The following is an 18846-nucleotide window of genomic DNA, read 5'->3' as shown; positions in this document are numbered from 1 at the left end:
AAGTTTATATTTGTATACGTTTTCATTTCGTCCGACGCATCAACCACTCTCCTCTGTTTTGAGATTGTGTTATTTAAGACCGGCAACAAAGCGTTCCGTGATCTCTTTTGGTCTAGTAATCGCTCCACCAACAACGATGCCTCGAACCCCATATTCAAGGATTTGTTTGGCTTGTTCTGGTGTATGAATTTTCCCTTCAGCGATGACATCCACACCTGCTTCACACAGTTTTTTGATCAGTTCAAAGTCTGGACCATCCACTTTCGGACTATAAGAGGTGTAACCTGATAGGGTTGTTCCAACAAAATCAATTCCTGCTTCAACTGCTGCTATACCCTCTTCAAACGTGCTAGTATCAGCCATTAAGAGTTGATGCGGATATTTTTCTTTGACTTGTCGGATAAAGTCCTGAATTTCCAAACCATCGTAACGTTCACGTTTGGTACAATCCAGAGCAATGACCTCGATGTCTAGTTCAGCCAGTTCATCAACTTCTCTCATCGTAGCTGTAATGAAAGGCTCCTGTGGCGGATAGTCACGTTTGATAATCCCGATAATCGGGAGTTTCGTAACCTCCTTAATCTCCTTGATATCGCGAACACTGTTTGCTCGGATACCGACTGCTCCACCTTGCTCAGCCGCTTTGACTAGCAAGGGAATGACTCCTCCCGCTTCTGTATAAAGCGGTTCGTGAGGAAGTGCCTGGCAAGAGACAATGATTCCATCTTTGATTTGTTCAATCAAGGCTTCTTTGCTGATCTGTGGCATCCTCTTTCCTCCCTTTCTTGTTCTTATGGGCTTATTATATATCATTTGTTAAGCGCTTTCAATAGCTTGTAGTAGAATAGATTTCAGTTTCAAAACTATTTTATAGAACAGACTATCCTGAAAGTAGTTTCAGACCTCTTATGATTTCAAATCAACCTGAATGTCATAAAAAAAGATAGCAGGCTTGAAAACCTGCTATCTCTTCTGAGACCTACTCAAATAGCTCTTGCTTATTATTCTTTTCTCTTTTTTCCAAATGCAAAGAGTGATAAGAGGACGCCCGCAAGGCCAAGGGAAATTAGTGAGTTTGTTTCCTTGCTTCCCGTATTCGGAAGTTCATCTTGTTTAGCTGCTGGCGCTTGATAGGTAACATCTTTTCCTAGAGATAGTTTATCATTTGCAGCCGTTAAGACTGGTTTGGTCTCTCCTTTGTACTCTGGCACTTCAAGGACTGCTGCCTCAGCGCCATTGACACCTCCCTTATACTCTGGCAGGTCATTTGAAGCTGCCAAGACAAAGTTAGCACCTCCTCTATATTCCGGAAGCTCGTTTGAGGCTGCTAGAACTGCATTGACACCACCCTTGAACTCTGGAAGTTCATGGACTGCTGCCTCAACAGCGTTGACACCACCTGTAAATTCAGGTTTTTCAACCGTTGGAGCTACTTCTTCACCCACTGTTGCCATTGGACCTGTGTACTCTGGCATTTCTGCCACTGGGCCTTCCTCTGCATTTACACCTCCTGTGAATTCAGGCTGGTCTACTGTTGGAGCTGGTTCTTCACCTACTGTTGCCATTGGACCCGTATACTCCGGAACTTCATGAACCGCTGCTTCCTCTGCATTTACACCTCCTGTGTACTCCGGCACCTCATGGGTAGCAGCTTCACTGCCATTAATACCATCGCTTAGTTTAGAGCCAGCTAAAGAAACTGGTAAATTGTGCATGCTTTCAATTGCACCTTCAGCCAGACCAGTGATTCTTTGACCCATATCCTCTGGGTCTATTGTGAATAGGAGAGTTTTTGTATCGTACTGGGTCATAAAGGTTGCTGTCTTGCCATTTGCCAACTGAAGGGTAGGAGCCTTATTTACCAATACTTCCGAATCGAACTCCATGGCAATAATACCTGGCCATTTTTGGATAGCATATTTTACTTTTGCTTCTTTAGGAGAAATTCTGTCTTTGCTTAAGAAATCCCAGTTGAATTTCTTATAGGATAAAGTATAATCGTTTTGATTGCCATCCGCATGCTCATAAAGCAAACCATATTCGCCATTTCCGAGTTCTTGGAGTGAGTTGTAAGCAAACTTACCACTTTGTATAGGATTGTGTTTCAGCCATGTCAACTCACCATTCTCCTCAACACGAGCTAGGTGAACCAAACCATTGTTGCGTCCAGGACCACCAGCATTGCTGAGTAGAATGTATTCCTTTCCTTCATGCATGGTGTGAATAGCGGACATTTGAACATAAACGTCTTTTACTTGAGGATAACGTTTGATTTCTTTATCCCACGTTGCTCCCCCGTCATGACTGGTCGCAACCTGAAGATCGCCAGTCAACCCACGCATAAAGAGCTTGAGATCTCCATTATTCAACTGAACAACAGTTGACTCCGTATTTTGGGCGCCTGGATTATTCATGGTTGAAGAATGAATGGTTTGGTTGCCTACTGGACGGTTATCATTAACTGCTTCCCCTGCTTGCCATGTTTCACCATGATCATCTGAGTAAATTACACGAGATGATTGAGAACCACTTAGATAGGAAACGTTGTTTGTTGTATAAACTGGAATCACCAGTCTTCCCTTATGAGGTCCTGTACGCAAGGCAATCCCCGTACCAGGTCCAGTTCCTAGGAAGTGCATCCAATCTTTCCGAATCCCATGAGTAATATCTTTTGGTGCAGACCAAGTCTTCCCATCGTCATCACTGTAGGACATCCATAGGTAGTTGGTATTGGAAACTCTAAAAATATTCTTTTCGCTATATTCAAAATAAATATTTCCGATTAACTCATTCCCTTTATACAAATCTCCCTTATCGCTGTAGGCTGGTTTTTTAGGGTCAACGACAACACGATAATCTGTCTTTCTATTTTGAGGGTCGAAAACCTCTCCGTTTTCTCGAATCGTATAGCGACCTGATCCTCCTTGCTTATATAAAACTTGATAAACTTTATCTCCCACTTGTTCATAAGCTTTCGGAGCTTGCCCTGGCAATGAAAATACTGCCTTACTTTCAAGGAACATGTCGTAAATTGCAAAAATTCTCTTTGTTTCAGGGTCTTGCACCAAGGCCATATCAATATTGACTGGAGATGGCCAATCTGCATGTTTAGCATGCTCATTGTCACGAGGATTTGAGATTACGATTCGGTCTCCCCATGTTTTTCCATTATCTGAGCTGCGACGAACAACCATCCCAATATCTCCCCAGTCAGAATGGTGCAAACGTCTTTCATCCGTTCCTGCAATCAGCGTTCCTTTATCTGTCTTGAGAAGAGCTGGGATACGATAACTCTTGATACCATCTTTATTTGGTTGATTGTTCCTACCACCTTCAAAGACGTCTTCTTTCTCAGTGACTTTTGCTCCCTCAGGAAGTTTCTGTTCCAATTCACCTCTTTCAAATAATTGACTCCGTGTTTGAACTTCATCTGGGCTTAAAGCACGATCGTAAACGGTTAGGTTTCGAACTTGTAGGTTTGATGCCCAAACTGTTTTATTGCCCCGTTTGGTTGCTCCAAGTTGAGCTTGATTAACATCTGGCATATCTTTGATGAAATTACCAGATTTGAGACTTGTTCGAGATAAGACACCATTCACATAGAGACGAACTCGACCATGAGGTAACTCCGTTGTCGGTTGTTCGACAGTAAAGGTCACTGAATTCCATTGTCCAGGGCGAACTTTCAAAGGAGCATCTGTATACTTATCATAGAACTGCTCCCCGTTAGCGCCACGCCCTTCAATAAGAGCTGTATTATCAAGGACTGACATAGTAAAGTACTCATTTTCCTTGGTGTCACTGGATACAGAGAAGAGATTGTAAAAGCGTGGAGCTGATGCATCTGGTTTGAACTCCATGTGAACTGTAGTATTTTTTAGTTGCTTTAGTTTATCTAGTTCACTTGATAAATCAACTCTCTGACCATTTGCTGCATTGGTTTCAACATCTTCTTTTTCAAGGACAGGATTAGCATTTTTTAAATCTCTTGAGTAATAGTCACGAGGAATAGCACCCTGATCCTCTGATTCCTCTTCCTTATTTGCTTCTTCTGCAGGGGTTTCGGTAGAGGATGGGGTTTCTGATTCTGCACTCTCATTTTTTTTCAAGTGATCTTGGTCCACCTCAACGCCGTTGTCTTGTGCTGCTGCCAATTTACCAGCCAAATCTTTATCCAAATGAGCAAGATCTCCCGAGGACGCTTCTTTTGGCAATTCTGATAAACCTTGACCAGGTTCGACAGTTTCTGTATTGGCCCCTGCTGCATTGGCTTGCTCTTGAGCTAAGACTGGATTTGCTCCAAATACTACTGTACCAATCACTACAGATGCCGCCCCGACTGCAAATTTTCGAATTCCGTATCGCTGTTTCCGATCTAAAGATTTGTAATTCATGTTTGTCCTTTCATTTTTCATAAAATAAAGCGCTTTCTTTTTCTTTAAAAATTTTTATTGTCTCTCAAGAGACAAGTTTTACAAGAAAGTATCCAACTTAATGAGAGCTCCCAATCCTCTCCCATTTTCTGCTGAGCTCGAGTTTTTAATCCTCCAGCAGCCTTTTTCCTCCTTTCACAAGTGACTTTGCCTTTATTATACAATAAAGTCTTATATTTATATCTGTGTTCCTACAGAATAGATTTTACTTTTAAGAATATTTTAATATTTTAAATTTTCTAAAAGTACTTTCAGGTTTTGGACATAAAAAGAGAGCTCCTGGGCTCTCTCATTCATTATCTTACGTACTTAAAAGGAATCTCACTGCCACAAAGCCAGTTATAAATTTGGTCATTGACAAAAACATTCATGGCTTCGTGAGCATACTCTGGCATGATGCGATAGGCCTTGTCGCAAGTTAGGCGGTTGTAAATCGCAAACTGGGTAATAGGATAGCATACATCGTCGTCCAAGCCCGTAATCATCTTGACCTCACCTTTGATACGATGGGCAAGATTTTTCACATCGATATAGGCAAGAGTCGCCATGATTTCCTCCTCTGTTTCATGGAAGGGATCGTGAAACTTGAAATATCGGAAGAGTTCATCATAGGCTTCACTGGTATTGCCAATCTCAAGCACTCGTCTAAAGTCTGACAAGAAGGGATAGATGGCAACTGTTTTCCGAATCCGAGGATTGAGCGCTGCTGCAACCAAAGCTAAAGCCCCTCCTTGTGAGGCACCATAACTAGAAAGTCTTTTCTCATCCACCTGAGGTAGACTAGCAACAATTTCAATCAACTGGTAAATATCCAGATAGACATCCTTATAAAAGAGATGTTCCCGACCTTCCACAGCACCACGGATGATATGCCCCTTCACCGTATTTCCTAGTGGAGAGCGCAAGCCGTCTTGCGAATAGCCCGACTGGCCCCGCACATCCATGGAAACAACACCGTAACCAGCCACAGTATAGGCCAGCATGTCGGCCCAGTCCCAGCCACGTCCCATATAGCCATGAAAGTGGAAGATTAACGGAACTTTCTCCTCACTCTTTGGAAGAATGACACGTGCATAAACCTTGCCTTCATTTGTTCCCTCAAAGTTTAGCTCATAGCACTTGACTTGGGGAATATGGAAATCTCTTTCCTCCAACTGGTAGGCTGGAAGAGATGAAACTTTTTTGACCTCTTCATCCCAGAAGGCATCAAAGTCTTCTGGCACCTCATCCCGTCCTAGATAGGTCTTGATTTCTTCTAACAAAGCTGGATGTTTCATAGCATGCTCCTTTTATTTTGTAATCGCTATCATAACTCTAGCATATCTAGGAAGGCAATGCAAGAAAGAAAGATAAATAGAAAGTGATTTTAGATTCTCTTTCCTCAAACCTATCGTCTGAAAGTATTTTTAAAAATAAAAAGAGCGTTTCCGCTCTCTGTGTATCAATAGGTGCTAGCTCCTTTCTCTAGTTTGACGGTTTGGAATTTCTTTTGGTAGGTTACTTTAATCGTCATGTGAGAGTCCTCGTTTCTTTTTGATGACTCTAGTATAAGGCCCAAACCTAAAAGCTAGCTTATAGATTTCTTAGAAAAGGCTTAATCCAGATGTTCTCTTTTTTCTAGGTGGAGAGCAATCATGCGCCATTCTGGATCCTCTTGCCAGTCTTCTATCGAACTAATGTAGCTGGCAACCTTTCTAGCTTCTTCTAAAATCGGAAAATCTTCAATAATATCCGCCACTTGAAACTCTGGTAACCCAGACTGTCTGGTTCCAAAAATCTCACCAGAACCACGCATTTTCAAATCTTCCTCCGCAAGGACAAATCCATTGGTGGTTTCTGTCATGATGCGCATGCGATCTTTCCCAGAATCCGTCTTGGGATTAGCTACGAGAACAGCATAAGACTGCTTGTCCCCCCGACCAACACGACCTCTGAGCTGGTGAAGCTGACTGAGACCGAAGCGGTCGGCATCCATGATAATCATGACGGTTGCATTGGGAACATTGACCCCAACCTCAATAACCGTCGTCGAAACCAGAATATCCGTTTTTTGCTCTTTGAATTCCTGCATGATCTGGTCTTTTTCATCACTCTTCATCTTACCATGTAGAAGAGCTACTTCAGCCTTACCTGCAAAATGAGCCGTCAACTCCTCAGATAAGGCAATGGCATTTTTCAGATCCAGAGCTTCAGATTCTTCAATCAGGGGAGAGATAACATAGGCTTGCGAACCTTTTTGAATTTCTCCCTCTAACCAAGTCAAGACTTGAGCCAGTTGCTCATGCTTAATCCAGCGCGTCACAATAGGCTTCCGCCCTGCTGGCATTTGGTCAATAATGGAAACATCCATATCTCCAAAGGCTGTGATAGCCAGCGTCCGTGGAATGGGCGTCGCCGTCATCATGAGAACGTCAGGATTGTCCCCTTTTTCCCGTAAAATACGCCTTTGGCCCACACCAAAACGATGCTGCTCATCGATGATAATCAAACCAAGACGAGCATAATCAACCCCATCCTGTATCAGAGCGTGTGTTCCGATAATCAAATCAGCCTCACCCTTGGCAATGGTCTCTAAGACTTCTCTTTTTTCTACAGCTTTCAAGGAACCTGTCAAGAGAGCCAGTTTCAAGTCTGGAAAAAGGTTCTGTAAACTCTCAAAGTGTTGCTCTGCTAGGATTTCTGTTGGCACCATAAGAGCTGCCTGATATCCAGCCGTCACCGCCGCAAACATGGCCAAACCAGCAACCACCGTTTTTCCGCTCCCCACATCTCCTTGCAGGAGACGATTCATGTGGTGGTCCGACTTCATGTCGGCCAAAATTTCCTGCAAACTCTTTTCCTGAGCTGGGGTTAAGGCAAAAGGAAGTTTTTCTTTGACCTTAGTCAACTCATCTTCCGACCAATTCAGAACCAGACCACTTCCTTGAACTCTATTTTCAGACTTGAGCGTCTGCAACTGCATCTGAAAATAAAAGAGTTCCTCAAATTTTATCCGACGAAGGGCCTGCTTGTATTCTGCTAAATCCTTAGGAAAATGCATGGCACGAACGGCCTGACAACGGGACATGAGTTTGTATTTATCCAGTAAAGACTGGGGAAGATTTTCCTCAATCAAGAGATCCAATCCCTGATCAAAAGCTGTCTTGATGACCTTGACCAGACTGGCCTGACTGATTCCTTGAGCCAGACGATAAACCGGTTGGAGGTCATCCTCAACCTGAGCTAGAACCTTCATACCTGTCAGACTGGCCTTAGCACGGTCCCATTTTCCAAAAACGGCAAGCGTTGCTCCCAACTCTATCTTATCAGATAGATAAGGCTGGTTAAAGAAATTAACCGCAAAAACGACTTCTCCCTGCTTGAGACTAAAACGCAGGCGATTGCGCTTGAAACCATAATACTGGACACTGGCAGGAGTCACGACTTGACCAGACAGGACAGCCTTTTCTCCGTCTTCCAGCTCTAGCACCTGCTTGGTCTTGAAGTCTTCGTAACGGAAAGGAAAGTAGAGCAAGAGGTCTTGCAAGTTTTCAATTCCTAGTTTGGCGTATTTCTCTGCTGACTTTGGTCCCACACCAGGCAAGACATGCAAGGGTTGGTGTAGATTCATGCTCTACTCCTTTCTTTTTAATGATATTCTCTCGGAATGCGGTCGCTGAGGAGGCAAACCACCTCATAGTTAATAGTCCCACGATAGGTCGCTACCTGAGTAGCTGTGATTTCCTTGTCACCGTTTGTGCCGATTAGGGTTACTTTTGTGCCTAGCGGGTAAACCTTAGGCAAACGAATGGTAATTTGGTCCATAGATACTCGTCCGACGATTGGGCAAGCTTGACCATCTACCAAGACAGAGAAATTCTGCATGTCTCGTGTCCAACCATCCGCATAGCCGATTGGCACGGTCGCAATGACTTGCTCACTATCGGCTTGATAAGTTGCTCCATAGCCCATGCAAGCACCAGCTGAAACTGTCTTGACATGAACAAGGGCAGACTCCAAGGTCAAGGCTGGTGTCAAATCATAAGGCAAGTCCAAGACCTCTCCACTTGGATTGAGACCATACATAGCGTCTCCCATACGGACTGCATTGAAAATAGTCTCTGCATGCCAGAGGGTCGTTGCCGAGTTGCTGGCATGAACCAGCTCTGGGACTTCCTTCATACTTGCCAAAATAGCTTTAAATCGTTCTAACTGGGCATTAAAATAGTCATCTGATTCTTCATCTGCAGTAGCAAAGTGGGTAAAAATCCCCTCAACGCGAGCACCATGTTGCTTGAGCAAGTCTTGAGCCTGTTCAGCCTCACCGGCTTCTCTAAAACCAATTCGTCCCATTCCTGAGTCAATCTTGAGGTGGACAGTCAAGCCAGTCAAATCTGCTTCCTTGTCTAAGAGCGCTTGAATCCACTCCAGTCCAGCCACCGTCAAAGTGATGTCGTATTCTTTAGCTAGGCCAATAGCTTCTAACTCAGATACACCTAGAATGAGGATTTTCTTGCTGAGTCCAGCCTGACGAAGTTCAATAGCTTCATCAATATTGGAAACGCAAAAGCCGTCGACATCGTCTTGGATAGCTGTCGCAACAGCTACAGCACCATGTCCATAGGCATTGGCCTTAACCACTGCCCACTTGAGCGTTCCTTCAGGGATATGAGCCCCCATCTGTTGGATATTTTTTCGAATGGCTCCCAGACGAATCAGAGCCTTGGTCGGTCTATGTGGACTAGCTTTCATGATTTTCCTCCAAAATGACACTGGCTGTCACAAACTGCTCTGTGTGGCTGATCGATAGCCAAATTTTTCCTGAAAATGGTGCCTGACTAAAATAGGGAGCCCCACTTTCGTTGTTCAAGACTTCCAAATCCTGAAAGGCCAGTTTGCCAATACCCGTTCCCAGAGCCTTGGAAAAGGCTTCCTTAGCCGACCAACGACCTGCCAAATATTCGATTTGTCTGCGACCATTGAGACTGGTAAATCGCTCCATTTCCTTAGTGGTCAGCACCCGCTTGGCAAATCCTGTATGCCGTGTAACTGCGCGTTCTATCGAAGCCAATTCTTCGATGTCAATTCCATGTCCAACTATCATTTTCATCAAAAGGAGTTGAGATTCCCCCAACTCCATCCTTTTCACTTATTTTGTTAAGGTAGTATAAATTTCGTCTACCAAGGCCACTGTATTTTCCCAACCTAGACAAGGGTCAGTAATAGAGCAACCAAAGACCTCTGGTTGGTTTTGGCGACCATCTGCTAGGTAAGATTCGATCATAAAGCCTCGAACCGTCTTTTTAATCTTTTCATTCCAATCACGATTCAGCAAGGCTTGACGAACAATGCGGATTTGTTCCATGTACTGCTTGCCCGAATTGTCATGATTGGTATCGATGATGATAAAGGGATTTTCAAGTCCCATGGTCTCATAACGGTTGATAGCGTTTAAGAGGGTCTCATAGTAGAAGTTGGGTTCATTTTTTCCATATTCATTCATGGCACCACGAAGGATCACGTGGGCCAAGGGATTTCCTGAAGTCTCCACTTCTTGGCCATGGTAAAGGAAGGTTTGCTTGTTTTGAGCTGCATAGATAGCATTAAACATGACCCCAAGGTTGCCTGATGTCGGATTTTTCATCCCAACTGGAGCATCAATCCCAGAGGCTACAAAGCGATGTTCCTGGTCTTCCACTGAGCGAGCTCCAACCGCATGATAGCTGACCAGGTCATCGACCAAAATGAGATTTGACGGATAAAGCATCTCATCAGCAGTCGTCAAGCCCGTTTCGGTAATCACACGGTAGTGCAGCTGACGAACAGCTTGCAAACCATTGATGAGACTAGGAGCCTCGCTAGCATTTGGCTGATGAATCATGCCCTTATAGCCATCTCCATTAGTACGAGGTTTAGCCGTATAGACACGCATCACGATAAAGATTTTATCTGCAACTTTTTTCTGCAAGTCTGCTAAGCGACGAGCATATTCAAGCACTGCTTCTTCATTGTCTGAAGAGCACGGCCCCATCACCAAAAGGATACGATCGTCCTCACCCGAGATGATAGCTGCTAACTCTCTATCGCGGGCTTCTTTTTTTCGCAAGGCTTCAGGTGACAACTGGGTCTCAGCCTTAATTGCTTCAATATCAATTTCTTGACCTTTTTCGATAAATGCCATCTTACTCTCCTAGCGTTTGGTAAATTTCGCGAACAAGTGCTTCTGTGTTGTCCCATCCGAGACACGGATCTGTAATGGACTTCCCAAAAACTTCTGGCTCATTTTGACGTCCATCTTCTAGATAGGACTCAACCATAAAACCACGAACATATTTTTTGATTTTCTCATTCCAGTCACGGTTAATCAAGGTCTGACGAACGATACGGATTTGATCCATGTATTGCTTGCCTGAATTGTCATGATTGGTATCGATGATGATAAAGGGATTTTCCAAGCCCATCTTTTCATACTGATCAATGGTATCCATCAAATTGTCATAGTAGTAGTTAGGAATATTTTTCCCGTATTCGTTCAATGCTCCGCGAAGAATGGCGTGGGACAATGGATTCCCCGTTGTTTCCACCTCTTTACCGAGGAAAAGGAAACTCTGTTTATTTTGCGCTGCGTAAATCCCGTTAAACATGACATTGAGATTTCCAGATGTGGGATTTTTAAATCCTGTTGAAAAGTCTGCTCCACTCGCTACAAAACGGTGCTGTTGATCCTCTACAGAGCGGGCTCCAACAGCCATATAAGAAATCAAATCATCCACCAGCGGAAGATTTTCAGGATAAAGCATCTCATCCGCTGTTGTCATTCCCGTCTCGGTAATCACGCGGTAGTGGAGCTGACGAACAGCCTTGATCCCATTGATCAAGCTAGGAGCTTCTGTCGCATTTGGTTGATGAATCAAGCCCTTATAGCCATCTCCATTGGTACGAGGTTTAGCCGTATAGACACGCATGACCATAAAAATACGATCTTTGACCTCTTCTTGCAAAGCAGATAGACGCTTGGCATATTTGAGAACCGCCTCTTCATTATCAGATGAACATGGTCCAATCACCAAGAGAATACGCTGGTCTTCCCCACGGATGATGGCTTCCAATTCCTGATCACGTTGATTTTTTCTCGCAAGAGCCGCTCCCTCCAATTTAGATAAGGCGCGAACTTCTTCAATGTTAATTTTAGGACTTTTAGCTTTAAATACCATGATTCATCTCCTTATAAAGCAAACGGACACCAAGCAAAAAATGATTTTTACCAGGTATCCGCCTGTATCTTATCTCATATTATTGTCTCTTACCATGACAGTTCTTGAATTTCTTACCTGATCCACATGGGCATTGGTCGTTTCGTCCGATTTGGCTCAAGTCCAAATCTTCAGGAAGGCTTGCCTGTTGCGCTGCGATATTACGAGTCGCAGTTGTACTGATATTGTGTTCAGTTTGCGGACGTTCTTGTTCATGGATTTGTGCTTTCATCATCAAACGGGTCACATCGAATTCGATTGAACCAATCATGTCGTTAAACATGCGGAAACCTTCTGCTTGATATTCTACAACAGGGTTGTTTTGAGCATATCCACGAAGACCAACAGCATTTCGCAACTGGTCAAGAGCATCGATATGGTCTGTCCACTTGTTGTCTACAACACGTAGGATCAAGACTTTTTGGAATTCTTTCACTGCATCTTCGTCACGAAGCTTAGCAACTTGGCTGTCATAGACTTTCAAGGCACGTTGGAAAAGTTCATCTTTGATAGCTTGGTCTGACAAACCTGCAAGATCTGAACGGCTAATTGAATCTTCTGGAAGCAAGTTATATTTAGCAAAGTTCAAGATTGCTTCCAATTTTTCATCTTCCTTAGAACGTGCATGTGCATCCACGATACGTCCAATGGTACGACGAATCATAGCATGGATCTCAGGTGCCAAGTCACGATCTGCAGTAATGACATCATAGCGTTGCGCATAGATAATCTCACGTTGTTCACGCATAACATCATCGTATTGAAGGACTTGTTTACGAGTGTCGTAGTTGTTTCCTTCGACACGTTTTTGAGCTGCTTCAACTTGACGCGTTAACATGCGAGATTCAATGGCTTCATCAGACATGTTGAGTCGTTCAAAGACACCTTTCAAACGTTCTGAACCGAAACGTTTCATCAAATCATCTTCAAGAGACAAGTAGAATTGGGATTCACCTGGGTCTCCTTGACGCCCTGAACGTCCACGAAGCTGATTATCAATACGGCGACTTTCGTGGCGCTCTGTACCAATGACGCAAAGACCACCAAGTTCACGAACCCCTTCACCAAGCTTGATGTCGGTACCACGACCGGCCATGTTGGTTGCGATGGTAACTGCGCCACGTTGACCAGCGTTCATGATGATTTGCGCTTCTCTATAGTGGTTCTTCGCATTCAAGACTTCGTGAGGAACACCTGCTGCTACCAATTTCTTAGAAAGGAAATCACTCGTTTCAACGGCAACTGTACCTACCAAGACCGGCTGACCTTTTTGGTAACGAGCTTTTACATCTTCAACAACAGCCTTAAATTTCGCATCAAGACTTGCATAGAGAAGGTCTGAGTGGTCGATACGTTGAATTGGACGGTTAGTTGGGATTGGGATAACACGAATGTTGTAAATTTCGCGGAATTCTTCTTCTTCTGTTTTACCAGTACCTGTCATACCTGCCAATTTCTTATACATACGGAAGAGGTTTTGGTAGGTGATAGAAGCTGAAGTCTTGGTCTCGTCTTGGATTGGCACACCTTCTTTTGCTTCAATCGCTTGGTGCAAACCATCAGAGTAACGACGACCTTCCATGGTACGACCTGTAAATTGGTCGACAATCAAGATTTCCTGCTCTTCACTAACCACATAGTCGATATCCAGAATCATGATATAGTTGGCACGGAGGGCATTGTCAATAAAGTGAGTAAGAGCTACATTTTCAATGTCGTAGAGATTTTCTAGTTTGAAGTAGCTTTCAGCCTTGTCAATACCAGAATCTGACAAACCGATCGTCTTAGACTGAACGTCAATGATATAGTCGTCCTTGTCCAAAGATTTCACGAAGTGGTCCGCCATATGGTAGAGTTGGCTTGTTTCAACTGCATTGGCACCTGAAACGATCAATGGTGTACGAGCTTCGTCGATCAAAATTGAGTCAACCTCATCGACCAAGGCATAATTGAGTGGACGTTGCACCATGTTTTCTGCACGAACGACCATGTTATCACGAAGGTAGTCGAAACCAATCTCTGAGTTGGTTGAGTAGGTAATATCGCAAAGGTAAGCTTCTTTTTTCTCCATTGGAGACTTAGCTGCCAAGTTGATCCCTACTGATAGACCGAGCCATGAGTACAATTCACCCATTTCAGTCGCGTCACGTTCTGTTAGGTATTCGTTGACTGTAACTACGTGAACTCCTTTACCTGCAAGGGCATTGAGGTACACTGGCATGGTCGCTGTCAAGGTTTTCCCTTCACCGGTACGCATCTCTGGAACGTCACCATGGTGAAGAACAATCCCACCCATGACCTGAACCTTATAAGGGAAAAGCCCAAGGACACGTTTTGCAGCTTCACGAACTACTGCAAAAGCCTCATATAGCAATGAATCAAGTGATTCACCCTTGTTGTATCGTTCTTTAAATTCGTCAGTTTTCGCTTTTAGTTCTTCGTCTGACATTGCAGCCATTTGGCTCTCATAGTTAAGAACCTTATCAGCCATCTTTTCCAGACGACGAAGTTCTCCTTTATCATTTTCAATAATCGTTTTTAAAATATTAGCCATGATTTTCCTTACTTTTTATTCTGAATATTTTAGAATGTTCTTTTAATTTTAGCATATTTACCATTATTTTTCAAGAAAGAATCCTTAATTTACAACGGAAAAGCCCAGCCAAAATTCAGCTTTTTTTGCATAAATCTTCTGTGGCTACCTTTTTGTTTTTTGTTCGAGATGCATGCTTGATGATCCAAGCACAACTTGGACTTAGCTCCTCCTTTTGCCAAGTTTGAAGAATCCTTTCAAACTTATCAGGGTCTTCCTTGTACAAATCATTTAGATTATTGGCTACACTTTTTTGAATAGACTTATCTCTATCATCTTTTAGATTGGTCAAAATAGTGGTGAAATCCTCAAAATAATCCAATACCACGGTTTGTCTCTTAGCCCAAGGCAGACGGATACGCATACATTCGCTGGCAAGTCTACGAACGCGCAAATTTTCATCCCGACTCCATTCTAACAGCAAAGCCATTGTATCCTTAGGATAGCGAGCCAGTAAGGGCCTCATGGAAAATTCTCCCGTAAACCGCTTGGTGAGTTCCTTACTAAAAGCCGCGCTCAATTCAAATTCCTTGTCTCCATATAGCTCTACATATTTGCCGATTGGCCAAAGCCAATAACCTTCTGAAAACATGCCTAAACCACCCTCTAGCTCAGGACCTAAAATTTTCTCAAAAACCTTGAGAGAGTCCTGATAAGATAGGGGAAGGCAATCTTTGATACTTTTAGCCAAGAGTTCTTGACGCTGGCTAAACTCCAAATTTTCCAAGTCTTTTTCTAACAAGAGCCTAAACTTTTGTCCATCAAAGGCAACGGATGCTTTTTGCAACCGTCGACTCAAATCACTAGCATAAGCCAAGTCATAATAATCTTTTACTTTTTTCGCCATTTTTCAAATCCCTTAATCTTCTTTTTACGGGACTTATTATATCATACAGACAGCCCGTCAACAAAATTATTTTCATATCTCCAACTATTTTAACAAGAAAGAAAAAAGGACTAGAAGCTAGTCTAGTCCTTCATTTTTTAATGTTTAATTTCCCAAGAATACAGGCAATATCCCAAAATACCAAAAGAGATTGATCCAGAAGGCCAAGCAAAAGACAATTCCAAAGATGAGAAGACTGAATTTTTTAATCAGCACGGAGTATAGGATAGATAAAACACCAAAAACCACAAAGAGTTTTTTCATAACGAAATAATATACTGAAACTCCTCCTATTTGCCAATCCCAAGGAAGGAAAAACATGAGGAACCAGAGAAGGCAAATCGTAAGAATATATCTCTTGTAGTGCGCTTCAAGAAAGGCTTTTGTTTTCTCCATAGCAAACCTCCATTTGAGTCACTGTCTCTTCCCTTTTATTATACCAAAAAAACCTGGAAAAAGCTTTCCAGGTTTGAGTTTGAAATCACTAGTCCTACTAGAGAAATTCCTTTATTCACAGGCTGATTCACTTTATTGACTTGATGAAGATGTTCCAAAATCGACCTTAGGAACTGTCTTGGCTTCTTCCGTTTCTTTAAAGGTTTCAGCTTCTTTGAAGTTCATCATATTCGCAAAAAGCACGGTTGGAAAACTTCTCAACTTTTGATTGTACTCAGCTGCAACCTTATTATAGTCCTTGCGTGCTACAAAAATACGATTTTCACTGCCTGAAAGTTCGACCATTAGTTGCTCAACATTTTGATTGCTCTTGAGTTCTGGATAATTCTCCGTCAAGGAAATCAAGCGGGAAAGAGCTGAGCTCAACTCTCCCTGAGCCTTTTGGTTTTCTTCCGAAGTTACTGAGCTACTACCGATTTTAGCTCTAGCATCCGCAATCTTGGTAAAGACTTCGGTTTCATGATTCATTTGTCCTTTAACGGACTCCACCAAGTTACCAATCAAGTCCGAACGACGTTGGAGGGCTGTCGAGACATCAGCCTGAGCCTGCTCCACTTTAGTCTGTTCACCAACCAGACCATTATAGGTCGTCACTGCGGAACAACTTCCCAGAACTAGTAGTCCAAAGAAAATCGCTACTATTGAGAGAATTACTTTATTTTGTTTCATATCAAAACCTTAACACTTTCTTTTATCAACTTTTCTGAGAAAATACTCAGATTTTAAATCAATTTCCCAAACTTTGTTTTTATTTTTAATTAAGGAGTGAACTCTTGCAAAGGAGTCACCTTACTGCATGGAGAAATCGGTTTGAGCAATATATGATCACTCACCACTCATCAGACGAACCACCGCCATCAAAGCCACCGCCGTCCCAGCCTCCAGATGAGTCGGAGCCTGAGTCAGACCAAGAGGAGCCCGAATCAGACCAAGAGGATCCTGAGTCTGATGAGTCGCCGCCCCACCAGCCACCGCCAGAATCATCTCCACGTGAACCGCCACCACGACCACCAAATAGAAATCCGATAATCATCACGATGAAGTAAATGAGAACTCCAAATCCGATAACTCCGTCGCTCGAACTGCTTTTTCGGTTCCGTTTTGAAGATCGACTCTCAGCTGTATACTTTTCAATTTCTCTTAGACGACTAGAATTAGTAGCATAGTCGTAACTACTTCTAGAACTTGAAGAAGTCGTACTCGATCCACTATAAAACATGTAGTTGAGATTGTTTGCTATAGAAAGAACTCCATTGCTGTAGTCTCCCTTTTGAAAGTAAGGTCGTGCTGTTTTCAAAAATCTATTGGTCTGATAGTCTGTGATCTTACTGGCCACATTATTACTGGTTTCAATCCGTGATTTTCTATCTTGGACCGCCACCACAATCAAGACACCGTGATTGTCTCCCGAGTAGCCAATCTTCCAAGCCCTAGCTGTTTCATTGGCTACAGTCTCGATTGTTTCTCCATCTAAGCTTTTCACAACGTAAACACCCATCTGGAATTTTTCTGATTTTTGACTATTTACCTTATTCAAACCTCGAATCAGTCTGATTGTCTCATCAGTCAGATAGTGATTGGGATCATAGATCCCGTACTCAGGTTTTTCAGGTGCTGTGAATGCTGACAAGAAGAGAAAGACCATCAGCAACCCAAGCAAGCGAACCAACAAACTATGTTTAAATAATCTGCTTTTTTTCATAATAACCTCCCTGATCAAGGAAAATTGATTTAAGGAATTATAGCATTTTGATTTTTACAAAGAAAGTGCATTTTCATTACAAATAGGTTACAAAAGCTAGGAGAATGATTGAATTTTGATGACAGATTTTCCCTTCGATTGGACAGGATTTTTTCACCTATTTTATAGAAAAAAAGAAGACATACTCGTCTTCTTTTAAGTTATTCTTATTGGAAAATATGCAAGGCTTACTTGCGTTTTCTTGCGATCAAGTGAATCGGGGTTCCTTCAAAGACAAAGGCCTTGCGGATTTGATTTTCCAAGAAACGCAAGTAAGAGAAGTGCATGAGTTCTTCTTCATTGACAAAGATGACAAAGGTTGGTGGCTTGGTTGCCACTTGGGTAGCGTAGAAAATCTTGAGGCGTTTTCCTTTGTCTGTCGGTGTTGGGTTGATAGCAATGGCATCCATAATCACATCGTTCAAGACCGCTGATGGGATACGAGTGTTTTGGCTTTCACTGATTTGCTTGATCATCTCAGGCAGTTTATGGAGACGTTGCTTGGTCAAAGCGGATACAAAGACAATCGGTGCATAAGGCAGATATTGGAACTGCTCACGGATATCCTCTTCCCATTTTTTCATGGTGTGGTTGTCTTTCTCAAGAGTATCCCACTTATTGACCACGATAATCATCCCTTTACCGGCTTCATGGGCAAAACCTGCGATACGCTTGTCGTACTCACGGATACCTTCTTCGGCATTGAGGACCATCAAGACCACGTCAGAACGATCAATGGCACGCATAGCTCGCATGACAGAATATTTCTCCGTATTTTCATAGACTTTACCAGACTTACGCATACCAGCTGTATCAATCATGGTAAACTCTTGCCCATCCGTATCTGTAAAATGGGTATCAATGGCGTCACGCGTTGTTCCAGCTACTGGACTAGCAATCACGCGGTCTTCTCCCAAAATAGCGTTAATCAAACTTGATTTTCCAACGTTAGGACGGCCAATCAAGCTAAATTTAATCACGTCTGGATTTTCTTCTTCGACTTCATGAGGCAGATTTTCCACAATAGCATCCAGCACATCACCCGTACCGATACCGTGGACAGACGAAATTGGCAGTGGTTCCCCCAAGCCTAGCGCATAGAAATCAAAAATATCATTTCGCATTTCTGGGTTGTCAACCTTGTTAACGGCAAGGATAACAGGTTTATGGGTTTTATAAAGTTTACGAGCTACGTACTCGTCCGCATCTGTAATCCCTTCTTTCCCAGAAACTACAAAGACGATGACATCCGCTTCTTCCATAGCGATTTCTGCCTGGTGCTTGATTTGTTCCATAAAGGGAGCATCGACATCGTCAATCCCTCCCGTATCAATCATACTAAAGGAACGATTGAGCCACTCACCCGTTGCATAGATACGGTCACGTGTCACGCCCTCGACATCTTCTACGATTGAGATCCGCTCACCAGCGATCCGATTAAATAGGGTTGATTTCCCAACATTGGGACGTCCCACAATGGCAATAGTTGGTAAGGCCATGTTTTC

Annotated in this window: 14 protein-coding genes; all 14 read right to left on the bottom strand. The window is 43.0% G+C overall.

What is annotated here, in order from left to right; translation table 11 throughout:
* Nucleotides 1-69: 69 nt before the first annotated feature.
* Entirely contained in the window at nucleotides 70-768 is a 699-nt protein-coding gene (locus MK395_RS01390; RefSeq protein ID WP_001135658.1) for an N-acetylmannosamine-6-phosphate 2-epimerase, read from the bottom strand.
* A 233-nt stretch (nucleotides 769-1001) separates the two neighbouring features.
* Entirely contained in the window at nucleotides 1002-4394 is a 3393-nt protein-coding gene (locus MK395_RS01385; protein ID WP_268711106.1) for an SIALI-17 repeat-containing surface protein, read from the bottom strand.
* 335 nt (nucleotides 4395-4729) lie between these two features.
* The gene (locus tag MK395_RS01380) at nucleotides 4730-5710 is read right to left on the bottom strand and encodes an acetylxylan esterase (protein WP_049490032.1); all 981 of its coding nucleotides are present in this window, start codon (nucleotides 5708-5710) and stop codon (nucleotides 4730-4732) included.
* 317 nt (nucleotides 5711-6027) lie between these two features.
* Nucleotides 6028-8043: an ATP-dependent DNA helicase RecG gene (gene recG / locus MK395_RS01375; protein WP_049490034.1), complete on the bottom strand. Its 2016-nt coding sequence runs from the start codon at nucleotides 8041-8043 to the stop codon at nucleotides 6028-6030.
* Between the two features lie 17 nt (nucleotides 8044-8060).
* Nucleotides 8061-9164 (bottom strand): alanine racemase, encoded by a 1104-nt coding sequence (alr, locus tag MK395_RS01370; RefSeq protein WP_049490036.1) that lies wholly within the window; start codon nucleotides 9162-9164, stop codon nucleotides 8061-8063.
* Nucleotides 9154-9516, bottom strand: a complete 363-nt coding sequence (gene acpS / locus MK395_RS01365) for a holo-ACP synthase (RefSeq protein WP_268711119.1) — start codon at nucleotides 9514-9516, stop codon at nucleotides 9154-9156. Before acpS ends, alr begins: the two co-directional genes overlap by 11 nt.
* 45 nt (nucleotides 9517-9561) lie before the next feature.
* Complete coding sequence (locus MK395_RS01360; RefSeq protein ID WP_268711105.1) at nucleotides 9562-10593, bottom strand: 3-deoxy-7-phosphoheptulonate synthase; 1032 nt, start codon at nucleotides 10591-10593, stop codon at nucleotides 9562-9564.
* A 1-nt stretch (nucleotide 10594) separates the two neighbouring features.
* Entirely contained in the window at nucleotides 10595-11626 is a 1032-nt protein-coding gene (locus MK395_RS01355) for a 3-deoxy-7-phosphoheptulonate synthase (RefSeq protein ID WP_268711104.1), read from the bottom strand.
* Between the two features lie 79 nt (nucleotides 11627-11705).
* Nucleotides 11706-14219, bottom strand: coding sequence for a preprotein translocase subunit SecA (secA, locus tag MK395_RS01350; RefSeq protein ID WP_001284115.1), 2514 nt, complete (start codon nucleotides 14217-14219; stop codon nucleotides 11706-11708).
* A 115-nt stretch (nucleotides 14220-14334) separates the two neighbouring features.
* Nucleotides 14335-15105, bottom strand: a complete 771-nt coding sequence (locus MK395_RS01345) for a DNA alkylation repair protein (RefSeq protein WP_268711103.1) — start codon at nucleotides 15103-15105, stop codon at nucleotides 14335-14337.
* 144 nt (nucleotides 15106-15249) lie between these two features.
* Complete coding sequence (locus tag MK395_RS01340) at nucleotides 15250-15540, bottom strand: hypothetical protein (RefSeq protein WP_268711102.1); 291 nt, start codon at nucleotides 15538-15540, stop codon at nucleotides 15250-15252.
* Nucleotides 15541-15672: 132 nt separating this feature from the next.
* Nucleotides 15673-16269, bottom strand: coding sequence for a LemA family protein (locus MK395_RS01335; RefSeq protein WP_000812473.1), 597 nt, complete (start codon nucleotides 16267-16269; stop codon nucleotides 15673-15675).
* 160 nt (nucleotides 16270-16429) lie between these two features.
* Nucleotides 16430-17302: a TPM domain-containing protein gene (locus MK395_RS01330; RefSeq protein WP_268711101.1), complete on the bottom strand. Its 873-nt coding sequence runs from the start codon at nucleotides 17300-17302 to the stop codon at nucleotides 16430-16432.
* Between the two features lie 227 nt (nucleotides 17303-17529).
* The gene (gene der / locus MK395_RS01325; protein WP_001207688.1) at nucleotides 17530-18840 is read right to left on the bottom strand and encodes a ribosome biogenesis GTPase Der; all 1311 of its coding nucleotides are present in this window, start codon (nucleotides 18838-18840) and stop codon (nucleotides 17530-17532) included.
* Nucleotides 18841-18846: the final 6 nt, after the last annotated feature.

It is taken from the genome of Streptococcus oralis, assembly GCF_026782085.1.
In the GTDB taxonomy this organism is placed as follows: Bacteria; Bacillota; Bacilli; order Lactobacillales; family Streptococcaceae; genus Streptococcus; species Streptococcus oralis_DA.
Note: the sequence above shows the minus strand (reverse complement) of the source record. Positions and strands in the feature narration are given on the sequence as shown.